General features: G+C 36.0%; 13 protein-coding genes. 7 read left to right on the forward strand and 6 right to left on the reverse strand.

Annotated elements, in window-relative coordinates; all coding sequences use genetic code 11:
- Positions 1-38: 38 nt before the first annotated feature.
- Together glyA and CGC47_RS10765 are read right to left on the reverse strand one after the other, a co-directional pair.
- Positions 39-1313, reverse strand: coding sequence for a serine hydroxymethyltransferase (glyA, locus tag CGC47_RS01560; protein ID WP_095899900.1), 1275 nt, complete (start codon positions 1311-1313; stop codon positions 39-41).
- Positions 1314-1451: 138 nt separating this feature from the next.
- On the reverse strand, positions 1452-1667 hold the full coding sequence (locus tag CGC47_RS10765) for a hypothetical protein (RefSeq protein WP_126321241.1): 216 nt from the start codon (positions 1665-1667) through the stop codon (positions 1452-1454).
- Positions 1668-1935: 268 nt separating this feature from the next.
- Between CGC47_RS10765 and CGC47_RS01570 the strand changes: the two genes are divergently transcribed.
- The 5 genes from CGC47_RS01570 (at position 1936) to CGC47_RS01590 (ending at position 6463) form a co-directional block, all read left to right on the forward strand.
- Positions 1936-2418, forward strand: a complete 483-nt coding sequence (locus tag CGC47_RS01570; protein WP_041998823.1) for an Lrp/AsnC family transcriptional regulator — start codon at positions 1936-1938, stop codon at positions 2416-2418.
- Positions 2419-2599: 181 nt separating this feature from the next.
- Positions 2600-3643, forward strand: coding sequence for a ferredoxin--NADP reductase (locus tag CGC47_RS01575; RefSeq protein ID WP_041998808.1), 1044 nt, complete (start codon positions 2600-2602; stop codon positions 3641-3643).
- Between the two features lie 86 nt (positions 3644-3729).
- Complete coding sequence (locus tag CGC47_RS01580; RefSeq protein WP_041998805.1) at positions 3730-4740, forward strand: DHH family phosphoesterase; 1011 nt, start codon at positions 3730-3732, stop codon at positions 4738-4740.
- A 3-nt stretch (positions 4741-4743) separates the two neighbouring features.
- Positions 4744-5310 (forward strand): gliding motility-associated peptidyl-prolyl isomerase GldI, encoded by a 567-nt coding sequence (gldI, locus tag CGC47_RS01585; RefSeq protein ID WP_013997215.1) that lies wholly within the window; start codon positions 4744-4746, stop codon positions 5308-5310.
- Between the two features lie 28 nt (positions 5311-5338).
- Positions 5339-6463 carry a peptidylprolyl isomerase gene (locus CGC47_RS01590; protein ID WP_095899902.1) on the forward strand — a complete coding sequence of 375 codons (1125 nt, stop codon included), beginning with the start codon at positions 5339-5341 and terminating at the stop codon, positions 6461-6463.
- A gap of 68 nt (positions 6464-6531) precedes the next feature.
- Here the strand turns inward: CGC47_RS01590 and CGC47_RS01595 are convergent, their stop codons facing one another.
- The 3 genes from CGC47_RS01595 to CGC47_RS01605 all read right to left on the reverse strand — a co-directional run bounded on the left by CGC47_RS01595 (position 6532) and on the right by CGC47_RS01605 (position 8206).
- The gene (locus tag CGC47_RS01595) at positions 6532-7032 is read right to left on the reverse strand and encodes a hypothetical protein (RefSeq protein WP_041998803.1); all 501 of its coding nucleotides are present in this window, start codon (positions 7030-7032) and stop codon (positions 6532-6534) included.
- Positions 7033-7235: 203 nt separating this feature from the next.
- Positions 7236-7439 carry a hypothetical protein gene (locus CGC47_RS01600; protein WP_013997218.1) on the reverse strand — a complete coding sequence of 68 codons (204 nt, stop codon included), beginning with the start codon at positions 7437-7439 and terminating at the stop codon, positions 7236-7238.
- Positions 7436-8206: an enoyl-CoA hydratase/isomerase family protein gene (locus CGC47_RS01605; RefSeq protein ID WP_041998800.1), complete on the reverse strand. Its 771-nt coding sequence runs from the start codon at positions 8204-8206 to the stop codon at positions 7436-7438. Before CGC47_RS01605 ends, CGC47_RS01600 begins: the two co-directional genes overlap by 4 nt.
- 405 nt (positions 8207-8611) lie before the next feature.
- On the opposite strand from CGC47_RS01605, the gene deoC reads away from it, so the two are divergent.
- Positions 8612-9274, forward strand: coding sequence for a deoxyribose-phosphate aldolase (gene deoC, locus CGC47_RS01610; protein ID WP_041998798.1), 663 nt, complete (start codon positions 8612-8614; stop codon positions 9272-9274).
- A gap of 170 nt (positions 9275-9444) precedes the next feature.
- On the opposite strand, the gene nagB is transcribed toward deoC, so the two are convergent.
- Complete coding sequence (nagB, locus tag CGC47_RS01615) at positions 9445-11388, reverse strand: glucosamine-6-phosphate deaminase (RefSeq protein ID WP_095899903.1); 1944 nt, start codon at positions 11386-11388, stop codon at positions 9445-9447.
- Between the two features lie 375 nt (positions 11389-11763).
- On the opposite strand from nagB, the gene CGC47_RS01620 reads away from it, so the two are divergent.
- Complete coding sequence (locus CGC47_RS01620; RefSeq protein ID WP_013997227.1) at positions 11764-12627, forward strand: sigma-70 family RNA polymerase sigma factor; 864 nt, start codon at positions 11764-11766, stop codon at positions 12625-12627.
- Positions 12628-12634 lie beyond the last annotated feature (7 nt).

Below are 12634 nucleotides of genomic sequence, written 5' to 3' on the forward strand. Positions count from 1 at the left end.
ATAAAATATTGCTTGATATTTAGCTTATAATTAGGATATTAGTACGCAAAAAGCGGACGATTTTCCATAAATTCATTAACTTTTTCAGCGATAGCCTCTAAAGCCTCGTCATCTTTATGGTTGACAATGGCACTATCAATAAATTCAGCGATTTGCAACATATCTTGCTGCTTTAAACCGCGTGTGGTGATTGCTGAAACCCCTATACGAATACCACTGGTAACAAAAGGAGAACGAGTGTCAAACGGAACCATATTTTTATTTACCGTGATATCTGCTTTACCTAAAGCTTCTTCGGCTTCTTTTCCAGTGATATTTTTATTACGTAAATCAATAAGCATCATATGATTATCTGTTCCTTTAGAGATAATATCATAGCCTTTGCTTACCAAAATTTCGGCTAATTTTTTTGCATTTTTTTGAATTTGAATGGCGTAATGTAAAAAGTCGTCAGATAAACACTCACCGAAAGCAATGGCTTTAGCTGCGATAATGTGTTCTAACGGACCTCCTTGATTTCCTGGAAAAACAGCGCTATCTAATAAAGACGACATCATACGAACTTCTCCCTTTAGGGTTTTTAATCCGAATGGATTTTCAAAATCTTTACCCATCAAAATAAGTCCGCCACGAGGTCCACGTAGTGTTTTGTGCGTAGTGGTAGCCACAATATGACAATGCGGAATAGGATCATTGAGTAACCCTTTGGCAATCAACCCAGCTGGATGTGAAATATCAGCAAAAAGAATAGCGCCTACCTTATCGGCAATTTCACGAAATCTTTTGAAATCAATATCGCGAGAATAAGCTGAAGCTCCAGCAATGATCAGTTGTGGCTTTTCTCTTTCGGCTATTTCTTGTATCTTGTCATAATTCAATCGTCCAGTTTCTTGTTCTACACCATAAAAAACAGGTTGATATAACTTTCCAGAAAAATTAACTGGTGAACCGTGTGTCAGGTGTCCACCGTGCGAAAGGTCAAAACCTAAAATTTTATCACCAGGTTTTAAACAAGCTGCATAAACCGCTGTGTTGGCTTGTGACCCTGAATGTGGCTGTACGTTAGCATACTCAGCACCGAAAAGTGCCTTAGCTCTGTCAATGGCTATTTGTTCAATTTCATCAACTACCTCGCAGCCTCCATAATATCTTCTACCAGGATAACCTTCTGCATATTTGTTAGTTAATATAGAACCTGCCGCTTCCATAACTTGGTCACTAACAAAATTCTCCGATGCAATTAGCTCAATACCGTGTATTTGTCTTTCTTTTTCGTCTTCAATGAGTTCAAAAATTTGCTGGTCACGTTGCATATCAAATTAGATAATTAAAATTAAGTGTCAAAAGTAAGTATTCTGTGTCAGAAAATAAAATTTTTGATATGGCAAAAAACAAAAATTGGATAAAGTACCATTACTTTACCCAATTTGAACTGAATCTCAAAGGTGTGTTTATTGCTTTCTAGCTAACAAAACTGCTCCAGCAACCACTCCAATAACGCCCAAGCCTAAAAATAAATAACCTTGTGTTTTAGCATCTTTATCTTCAGCTTTAAGTTCCAAGTCCGCTATTTCCAGACCTTTAGAGCTTCCATCAATAATTTGATATCCTTTGTATCCTCCGTAAATTCCAGCTACTAATAATACAATTGCAATAATTTTCTTCATACTAAAAATTTTATAATTTTTAGGAAGATAGAAAAAAATATTAAACAATGCAATTTTTTTATATTTTTTATCAAAAATATTTCTATAAAAGCAAAAAACATTTGGAAATGTTTTACTCTTAGTTTGTTCGAGCAAATCCCCCCCTTCTCTACTCTAACTTTGTTTTCTAAGGCATATGTTTATAGTTGATTTATAAAAAATAGATTAACTATCTATTATAATTTTGTCTGTTTATTTTTTAATGATATTTTTGCTGAAAAATTCGGTTATGAAAATAAACTTGGACGATAAAAACCGACAAATTTTAGGTGTCTTACAACAAGATTCTTCCCTATCAGTGAAAGATATAGCGGCTAAAATTGGTTTGTCATTTACCCCTACATACGAACGAATAAAGGCTTTGGAAGAAGCAGGAGTCATTAAAAAATATGTAGCTTTGGTGGATCGTGAAAAAGTAGGGCTTGGCATTGTTGCTATTTGCAATGTACAACTCAAAGAACAATCCAAAAAAGCGCTTTTAGCTTTTGAAAAAGCAGCTTGTTTAGTTCCTGAAATTATTGAAATTATATGTGTTTCAGGTCAATATGATTATATGTTACGCATTGTTTCTACGGATATAAAAAAATACAACGAATTTGTTATGGATGTGATTTCGAGCCTTCCTAATGTGTGGCATTATCATTCGAGCATTATTCTTTCCGAAGTGAAACAAGAAACAGCTTATCATCTGCCTCAAATACAAGAGAATTAGGTAGTTTTATAAAAAAGTATGATAACCATTTTTAACGTCAGGCTAAACGAAGTTGAAGCTTTATGATTATGAGTTTTCATTTTGCTCAAGCTAACGGAAGTTGTGTCTTTTTGACATAATCATACTCTTTTAAAATCAATATTGAAAATTAAAATCGTTTTAAAAGGTCACATAGTAGAGAATGAACAGATTTCATCGCTTGACAGTTACTCAAATAGAAAAACTTACACCAAGTGCCGTAAAAATCAGTTTTCAAATTCCTGAAAATCTTCGAAAAGTGTTTGAATTTGAGGCTGGTAATTACATTACTTTACAAACCACTATTGATAATCAGTTAGTGCGTAGAGCCTACTCCATTTGTTCAGCAATTGATGACGAACAAATTAGTGTAGCGATAAAACGTGTTCCTAATGGTATTTTTTCTACGTATGCCACTACTCAATTAAAAGTGGGTGATCAGCTGGAAGTGATGTCGCCACGAGGAAGTTTTATTTTCTTTCACGATATCTTTGGTAATCAAGATTTGGTGCTTTTTGCTGCTGGAAGTGGTGTAACCCCAATGATGAGCATCATAAAAAGTGCTTTGCGAAAAACCAAAATCAAGGTTGTTTTAGTATATGGCAATCGTTCTATAGAAGAAACGATGTTTTTCGACGAAATAGAAAGCCTTAAGAAAGAATTTTCAGGACGTCTGTTCGTCGAATATCTATTTAGCAGACATTCGTGGAGCAATACGATGTTCCGACGTATCGATGTGCAAATGGTGGATTTTGTACTTAAAAAGTATGCGTATTTAAACTTGGGGCGCTATTACACTTGCGGTCCAGAACAAATGGTTAATGATATCAAAGAATATCTTTTGCAAATAGGTATTTCTCCCTACAAAATATTTACGGAACTTTTTACCGTTTCGCAACAGCAAGCTGAGCCGATTTCTCTTGAAGGGAAAGTAAAAATTCACGCCGTTATTGGTCAGCATATTCTTGATTTTGAATCTGATAAAAATCAATCTTTGTTAGATGCTATTATAAATAATGGTGGAAATGCTCCGTATTCCTGTCAAGGTGGGGTGTGTAGCAGTTGTATAGCTCGTATTTCTGGAGGAACTGCGCAAATGATTAAAAACGAAACACTTACTGAAAAAGAAGTCGCTGCAGGGCTCATACTTACTTGTCAAGCGTTTGCCACCAGTGACGAAATTACGGTTGATTTCAACGACATATAGTAAAAAGATAAAATTAAACTAAAATTTATTTGTCTTAAAATAATTAAGACCTACTACCTTAACGATTTTTTTGTATATTCGCCCCTATGAATACAAATGATATAAATACAGTACGTTTGTTGTTAAATAAGCGCCCGAGAATCAGTATTATCCCTCATAAAAATCCTGATGGCGATGCTATGGGAAGTTGTTTGGGGCTTTATCTGTTTTTAAAAGAGCAAGGGCACGATGTTACTGTGGTTTCACCTAACGATTATCCTGAGAATCTTAAATGGTTACCTGCCTCTGAAAAAGTAATGATTTTTGATTTGAATGCCAGTGAAGTTACCCAACAAATAGCTAATTCGGAACTGATTTTTACTTTAGACTTTAATGCTTTATCAAGAGCCGATGGACTTACGGAACTATTACAGCATTCCAAAGCTGATTTTGTGATGATTGACCATCATCAACAACCCGAAAACTATGCAAAAGTTACTTTTTCCCAGCCTGATGCTAGTTCTACCTGTTCCTTGGTATATGAGTTTATTATTGCTTTGGGGTCAAGAGAGCAACTCAATACTGATATAGCTACTTGTTTATATACTGGATTGATGACCGATACGGGCAATTTTAAGTTTCAAACCACAAAGCCTGATACCTTCCGTATAGCAGCTGATTTGGTGGAACTTGGGGCTCAAAATGCTAAAATAAATACCCTCATATACGATACCAATTCTTTTTCACGACTACAACTGCTTAGCGTTGCACTCAAGAATATGGTCTATTTAAACGATATTGATGTAGCTTACACCTATTTAACTTATAATCAACTCGTTGAATATCAGTTTCAAAAAGGAGACACTGAAGGTTTTGTTAATTATGGTTTGAGCATAAAAGATACCAAAATGGCAGCTTTTTTTATTGAAGAAAAAGAACAAGGCTATGTTAAAATTTCATTTCGTTCCAAAGAAAATACCGATGTCAATGCCTTTGCCAGAGCTTACTTCAACGGAGGTGGGCATATCAATGCTGCAGGTGGGCGCTTCGATGGAACAATTACTGATGCTATAACACATTTTTTGCAAGTACTCCCCCAATTTTTAAAAAATCAGTAAAAAATGAAAAAAAAAATATTTTATTGGGCTTTTGGTGTTTGTTTTTTGTTGCTTGGATGTACTGACCGTCCAGCACGTCGCCCTGTAACGGTTAAAACTAATACTTTTTTGAAAGAATCGGCGAAAAAAAACAAAGAATTACTCAAGGAAGAAGAAAAAGTAATCAATAGTATTATCGCACAAGATACATTGAATACTTACGTAGATTCCGAGCACGGATTTAAATATCATTATATTAGGCAAAACCCTGAAGCGACCTATACGGCAAAGTTTGGCGATATAGTCACCTACACTTATGGAATAACGAATCTTGAAGGGAAAACCATATATGAGATAACCCCAACACCTTTAGTATATTATGTGGATAAAGAAGAACTTTTTTACGGACTACGTACAGCACTTAAAATTTTAAAAGAAAATGAAACAGCACGATTTTTCTTTCCCTCAGAAATAGCCTTTGGGTATCACGGAGATAAAAACAAAATAGGTAGCAATCAGCCTATAATTGTGGAAGTTACTGTTCTAAAAATCGAAAAGGAAGAAAAATCAACATCTGAAAATCAACAATAATAAAAAGAGTAATTTTAATTTGTATTATATGAAAAAAATGAACTTTATGATGCTTCTATTGGCATCGGTATCGTTTTTAAGTTGCAAAACTGCCAAATATCCTGAACTGGGAGAAGGTTTATTTGCTGACATTCAGACTTCTAAAGGAGATATTGTAGTGAAATTACACTACAAAGAAACCCCCGTTACTGTTGCTAACTTTGTAACTTTAGCAGAGGGTAAAAACAAACACGTTACTGAGGAATATAAAGGAAAACCTTATTATGACGGAACTATATTTCATCGTGTAATTAGCGGATTTATGATTCAAGGTGGAGACCCCACAGGAACTGGAATGGGAAGCCCTGGTTATCGTTTTGATGATGAAATTGTAGAAAGTTTAAAACACAACAAAAAAGGAATTCTTTCTATGGCAAATGCAGGTCCCGCCACTAACGGAAGTCAGTTTTTTATCACTCACGTACCAACGCCTTTTTTAGATGGCAGACACACCGTTTTTGGAGAAACCGTATTAGGTGATGCCGTGATTGATTCTATTGCAAATGTTAAAACAGGGGCTAATGACCGTCCAGAACAAGCCGTAACGATTAAGAAAATTGATATTATTCGTAACGGAAATGAGGCAATAGAATTTGATGCTGTAAAAGTTTTCGATAATTATGTAGCGGAAAGAAACAGAAAAGAGCAAGAAATGGAAATTAAAACAAAAGCTCAGTCTGAAAAATTCTTATCAGAGATAAAAGTTCAAGAGAGTCAAGCCAAAGTATTGCCTTCAGGAGTTAAAATTTTTATGCTTAATGAGGGTAACGGAGAAAAACCTAATAACACCCAAGAAGTGTTGGTAAACTATGCGGGATATCTCACCAATGGTACTTTGTTTGATTCGAATATTAAACTAGTGAATGAACTTTACGGAAAATACGATATAAAACGAGAGGAAATGGAAGGGTATAAACCTTTTCCGATGCCTTATCATACATCGGCAAACCTTATTCCTGGGTTTAAAGAAGGATTACTTACTTTGAAAGTGGGTGATAAAGCTCGCGTATTTATTCCGTCGGCTTTGGCTTATGGGGAAAGAGGAGCAGGAGATGTGATACCACCCAATAGCGATCTTATTTTCGATATCGAAATTGTGGATATTGTCCAATAAAAAATTATAAAACTAAAAAACGCCTTTTAAAGGCGTTTTTTAGTTTTTTGCATTTACAAAAATCTGTTTTATCCGAAGCAAATTCTGTCTAAAACAGCTAACAATTCGTACATCTGTGGTGTACCTTTACTGCGATTAAATCTTCCAAAGAAATACAAAATGAACCAAATAATTACCATAATTCCCATTATCATCAAATCTAAATAATAGCTTTCTTTCAGAATGTAATGTGAATAGGCTGTAACACAAAAGAAAAGAAAAATACCTGCGACAACAAAATGCAGGAACATAAATAATGTCCATAGTGTAGGGTCAGGACCAAATAAAGCACGGATAAGTGTACCTCCATTCTCGTGAGGCTCAAACTCCAAGTGAAGATGTGGAGAATAAAATTTACGCCGTTGTTTGTGCAGGTAAATCCAAAGATGTTTATCGGAAATGGTAAACTCGTAATCATTTTTCAATTCTGATTTTAAAAATTTTACCCTTTCAAGAAGTTCTTCGGGCGTTTTTGAACTTTCTCTGCGAAAACGCGGTCGCAAAGGAATGCTCTTGTCTAAATTTTTCATTAGTTGCTATTGTTATGGTTTAACTATAAAAAGTATGATGATAATTCTTAGGTTAGGCTTCGACTTTGCTCAACCTGACAGAAAAACCGTTTGAATCACTTTTAAATATTGATTCATTTTTTCATCTTTTTTGAAAAAACATTATCCTTGAACTTGACTTAATCTTTAAAAATGAGTTTCATTTTTCATATCCCCTTACAACATCAATCGAGCATTTCGTTATCCTTTCCAGCTCGGTTCTTCATATAGGAATACAAGAGATACGCAAGTAGAGCAAGTACTACAAAAGGAAGCAGGTTACCTATAAAAAGTCCGATTTCATAAGAACTATCTGGAGCTTCGGCAATTTGCTTTTTAATTTCCTCCAAATGCTGTTCTTGCTTTGGGTTTTGTAATAAAAGTATCATCGATTTTTGAATTTTGCTAACATTTGTTTGGTTTGTTGAGAAAGTACGAGTTTTCCTGAGATTTCGGCATTCTTTGGAAGCTCTTGTATCCAGTGTTCGGTGTGTTGCCAAGTGATGCGTTTCATCTCGGAAAGTGCTACTGGATTGGATTGTAACAGTTTTTCTAAGAAATGTCCGATAGCTTCGTCCATTTCTTTACTATTTTCAAACACCCTTGCGTAAAGTCCTTTTTGTTGAGCCCAATAGGCGTTCTTCCATTGGTCTGGAGCCATAAAAAGCTCATTAAGTGCGGCTTGTCCAGCCTTTCTGAAGATTACGGGAGCAATCACGAAAGGACCTATACCCAGCGAAAGTTCTGATAAACGAATGGTGGCTGCCTCAACCGCGAACACATAGTCACACGCTGCGATAAGCCCCACACCTCCGCCAACAGCTTTGCCTTGTACACGCCCAATGATGAGTTTTTTACATTCACGCATCGCTAAAAAAAGATTAGCGAAGCCATTAAAAAACCGATTTCCCTCAGCTTCAGTTTCTATTGCTAACAATTCATCGAACGAAGCTCCTGCACAGAAAGCTCTGTCGCCTTCGCTTTTGAGCAAGATGATAGCAACTTCAGGATTGTTGGAAAGTACGTTTAACTCTTGAGCAAGTCGCTCCAAAAGTTCCAACGGAAAAGAATTCGCATTGGGATGCCCAAACTCAATGGTGGCAACTTTATTTTCGATTTTAGTATATAAAGAGCCGTTTTGTCTGTCTGTTGTCATAATGAAATAAAGTTTTCTCCAAAGATAGCTTAAATTCGATTAGTAGGTGCCATTTTTGAGGAAAGTTTTTTTATTTTCTTTCTTCAAAAATTTATTTCTTTATAATCCGTAGAATGAAATGTACATTTTTTGTAGGTTTCATCATCAAATAAAAGGTATATAAAAAATAAAACCACGGCAATTTAACTGCTCAAAAAGGGGGGGCTGTTGTATCTGAGGTGAGATTTTTGAAGAATCCGAACATTTGTTTTATAAATTTGTGACATAAAAAAAGTACTTGGAGATTGAGTATAGCATTCTAATTTAATTTTTCGAAATGGTTTTAAAAAGAAGAATAAATCGTACCTTTGCATAGTTGGTTTTTTCCCGACCAAATCAAATGTAATCATAATTTATTTTTAATATATGGAACTAAGTAAATATATCGACCACACCCTTTTAAAAGCAACTGCTACCGTTTCAGAAATAGAAACCCTTTGTAAAGAAGCCATTACTCACGATTTCTTTTCTGTTTGTGTAAATAGCGGATACGTTTCTTACGCTAAAGATTTTTTAAAAGAAACGGACATAAAAGTATGTAGCGTAGTGGGTTTCCCTCTTGGGGCAATGAGTACTCGTTCTAAAGTGTATGAAACCGAACAAGCCCTTGCCGATGGTGCAGATGAAATTGATATGGTAATCAATGTAGGTTGGTTACTGTCTGGTAAAATAGATGAAGTAAAACAAGAAATCTCTTTGATAAAAAAGGCTTGTGGAGACAAAGTACTAAAAGTCATTTTAGAGACTTGTTATCTGACTGATGATCAAAAACGTTTGGCGTGTGAGCTTTCTGTACAAGCTGGTGCCGATTTTGTGAAAACATCAACTGGTTTTGGCTCGGGAGGAGCAACCTTAGCAGACGTTCAACTAATTAAAGATTCCGTAAAGGGAAAAGCAAAAATTAAAGCCTCAGGAGGAGTACGTGATTTTCAAACAGCTATGGAATACATTAACTTAGGAGTACAGCGCATTGGAACTTCAAATGGAATTGCTATTGTTACTGGGGCTCAAGCCCAAGAAGGGTATTAAAAAATAATACCAATTTTAAAAATTGAAAACTAAAAAAACAAAACCTTAAATTAAGAGTTCCCAAACTCACTTTGGAAATTTCACTTAATGCGACAGTCAGTATTTTACACATAGTACTAAAGAAGCCCCTTTTAGGGGCTTCTTTAATATAAATCCTTAAAAATTTTCTATTAGAAAAAATAACGTCTGAAAGCCTCCATAGCTTCATATTTAGCTAATCCTAATTTGTGAAGCCTTTTAGCAGTATCGGAGTTACGCTCTTCGGCACGTTGCCAGAACTCGCGCATATCACTACCCATATACATTGCTCCATCTTTTTGAGATTGATGGAAGAAAATGGCTTGACGTTTGCGAAGTACTTGGTCTCTAGTCATTGGTACAATCATTTCCATTTCGTGTACATCCCACTCGTGCCAAGCGCCTCGGTAAAGCCATACCCAACAATCTTTCATATAATCTTCACCTTTTAAGCGTTCTAAAGCAGCAAAAATTCCATCTAAGCACACCTTGTGTGTTCCGTGAGGGTCTGCCAAATCTCCAGCTGCGTATATTTGATGTGGTTTTACTTCACGAATTAAATCTTCTATAATTTTGATATCAGCTTCGCCTATAGGTTGTTTTTCAACGGCTTGTGTCTCATAAAAAGGCAAGTTCAAAAAATGTAAGTTTTCATCGGGAACATTATAATAACGAGTTGCCCCATAGCATTCGTGACGACGAATGTTTCCTTTAAGTTTCCACACATCAAGGGTTTCTTTATCTCCTGCTTTTTTATTTCGAAGCACTTTTATAACTTCTTCCAGATGTGAAACATCGGTTTTCCCTAAAAGCATATCGTGAGCTACTTCTACAAATCGAAGAGCTTCGGTATCTGCTACGGCTGTACTTCCAGAGGTCTGGTATGCAATATGTACTTCGTGTCCTTGCTCTACTAAACGGTCGAAAGTTCCTCCCATTGAAATCACATCATCATCAGGGTGAGGACTGAATATGATTACACGTTTTTTATGAGGTACCTCTCGCTCTGGCCGATACTTATCGTCAGCGTTAGGCTTTCCGCCAGGCCACCCTGTAATGGCTCGTTGAATACGATTGAAAATATCGATATTCAAATCATAAGCAGACTTTTCTTGCAATAAATTCCCAAGTCCGTTTTCCAAATAATCTTCTTCACGAAGCCCCAAAATGGTTTTGCCTAGTTTTTCGCACAACCAAATCACCGCACGAGCAATTTCTTCTTGATTATTTTTAAAATCATATTCGCCCACTAACCAAGGGGTTTTATTGCGAGTAAGCTCACTGGCTGCTGTTTGATCAATAACGAAAGTGGTATTAGGGTGTTCTTGTAAAAAAGTAGCTGGAATTTGAGAAGAAATCTCTCCTTCAATAGTTTTAGCAATAATGGAGGCTTTAGGTTCGCCCCAAGCCAATAATACTATCCGGCGAGCTGCCATTACCGTACCTACCCCCATTGTTATGGCTTTGCTCGGAACGTTTTTATATCCGCCAAAAGTTTCTGCAGCATCTGTTTTAGTTACTTTATTAAGAGTAACCATACGAGTAGCCGAATTGATGTGCGACCCAGGTTCGTTAAAACCTATATGTCCCGTACGCCCAATACCTAAAAGTTGGAAATCAATCCCCCCTGCTTGTTCAATAGCTTTTTCATACTCGGTACAGTATTCACGTACCTCTTCGGCTTGAACCGTTCCGCTGGGAATATGAATGTTTTTAGGGTCGATATCAACGTGATCAAACAAATTTTTGTGCATAAATTGCCAATAACTTTGCTTGTCTTGTTTTTCCATCGGATAATACTCGTCTAAGTTGAAAGTAATCACGTTTTTAAAACTTAATCCTTCTTCTTTGTGCAAACGGATCAACTCTTTGTAAACTTTAACTGGCGAAGACCCCGTAGCCAACCCCAAAACACAATGTTTACCTTGCGCTTGCTTGCTTTTTATCAAATCGGCTATTTCACGAGCTACTGCCTCGGAAGCCGATTGTGAATCAGAAAAAATGACATTGTGTATTTTCTCGTAACGAGTTTCTTCAAACAACCCTGCTCTTTGATAGTCAATGGATTGCAATTTGTTTTTATCAATATTACTCATATTATAATGGTTGATTTATTATTCTGTTCAAAAACACGTCAAAAGTACGCATTTATTACCGAAAAAAATAATTTTTTTAAGATAACTTTATCCGATAATCTAAAGCCATTTTTCTTCAAATATACTTTCCTACGGCACAGAAACTTATTTTTTAAATGTAGATTTTGGAAATTGTACTACGCCAAACCTAATAAGTTGTTGTTTTGTTTTTTCAGTATTTCAAAGAACTTTTTAACAACACATTTGAAATATTTTTCAATTTTCCTTATTTCTTTTTGTTAATTAAAAGTTAAATTTAAAGCTACTTTGTAACTTTTTGTTGTGGCATTACGTACAATGTTCAGAATTAAAATAATTTTTAGGGAGGAAATATAGATGAGACAGCTAAAAATCACCAAACAGGTTACCAATCGCGAAACGGCTTCATTAGACAAATATTTACAAGAAATTGGTAAAGTAGATTTAATTAGTGCCGATGAAGAAGTAGAATTGGCACAACGCATCAAAGCAGGAGATAACATTGCATTAGAGAAACTGACCAAAGCCAATTTGAGGTTTGTGGTATCCGTTGCAAAACAATATCAAAATCAAGGACTTACTCTTCCTGACCTTATCAATGAAGGAAATTTAGGACTTATCAAAGCGGCGCAACGTTTTGATGAAACGCGAGGCTTTAAGTTTATCTCGTATGCCGTTTGGTGGATTCGTCAATCTATCTTACAAGCGTTGGCAGAGCAGTCACGCATTGTAAGGCTTCCGCTTAATAAAATCGGTTCGATTAACAAAATCAATAAAATGTACGCCTATTTGGAACAGGCACACGAGCGAGTTCCTTCTGCTGAAGAAATTGCCAAAGAGTTGGATATGTCAGTGAATGATGTAAAAGAGTCGATGAAAAACTCTGGCAGACACATTTCTATGGACGCTCCTTTGGTGGAAGGTGAAGACTCAAACCTTTATGACGTTTTACGAAGCAATGAGTCGCCAAATCCTGATAGGGAACTTTTGCACGAATCGCTGCGTACCGAAATTGAACGTGCTTTGGAAACACTCACCCCCCGCGAAGCCGATGTAATTCGCCTTTATTTCGGATTGGGCGACCAACACGCAATGACCCTTGAAGAAATTGGAGAAACTTTTGAACTTACCCGAGAGCGTGTCCGTCAAATCAAAGAAAAAGCCATACGCAGATTAAAACATACCTCACGAAGTAAAATATTAAAAACATATTTAGGATAAACCTTAA

The organism is Capnocytophaga canimorsus (assembly GCF_002302565.1).
In the GTDB taxonomy this organism is placed as follows: domain Bacteria; phylum Bacteroidota; class Bacteroidia; order Flavobacteriales; family Flavobacteriaceae; genus Capnocytophaga; species Capnocytophaga canimorsus.

Coding starts and splice junctions, on each gene's coding strand:
- glyA (WP_095899900.1), bottom strand. CDS start 1,313: ATGCAACGTGACCAGCAAATTTTTGAACTCATTGAAGACGAAAAAGAA.
- CGC47_RS10765 (WP_126321241.1), bottom strand. CDS start 1,667: ATGAAGAAAATTATTGCAATTGTATTATTAGTAGCTGGAATTTACGGA.
- CGC47_RS01570 (WP_041998823.1), top strand. CDS start 1,936: ATGAAAATAAACTTGGACGATAAAAACCGACAAATTTTAGGTGTCTTA.
- CGC47_RS01575 (WP_041998808.1), top strand. CDS start 2,600: ATGAACAGATTTCATCGCTTGACAGTTACTCAAATAGAAAAACTTACA.
- CGC47_RS01580 (WP_041998805.1), top strand. CDS start 3,730: ATGAATACAAATGATATAAATACAGTACGTTTGTTGTTAAATAAGCGC.
- gldI (WP_013997215.1), top strand. CDS start 4,744: ATGAAAAAAAAAATATTTTATTGGGCTTTTGGTGTTTGTTTTTTGTTG.
- CGC47_RS01590 (WP_095899902.1), top strand. CDS start 5,339: ATGAAAAAAATGAACTTTATGATGCTTCTATTGGCATCGGTATCGTTT.
- CGC47_RS01595 (WP_041998803.1), bottom strand. CDS start 7,032: ATGAAAAATTTAGACAAGAGCATTCCTTTGCGACCGCGTTTTCGCAGA.
- CGC47_RS01600 (WP_013997218.1), bottom strand. CDS start 7,439: ATGATACTTTTATTACAAAACCCAAAGCAAGAACAGCATTTGGAGGAA.
- CGC47_RS01605 (WP_041998800.1), bottom strand. CDS start 8,206: ATGACAACAGACAGACAAAACGGCTCTTTATATACTAAAATCGAAAAT.
- deoC (WP_041998798.1), top strand. CDS start 8,612: ATGGAACTAAGTAAATATATCGACCACACCCTTTTAAAAGCAACTGCT.
- nagB (WP_095899903.1), bottom strand. CDS start 11,388: ATGAGTAATATTGATAAAAACAAATTGCAATCCATTGACTATCAAAGA.
- CGC47_RS01620 (WP_013997227.1), top strand. CDS start 11,764: ATGAGACAGCTAAAAATCACCAAACAGGTTACCAATCGCGAAACGGCT.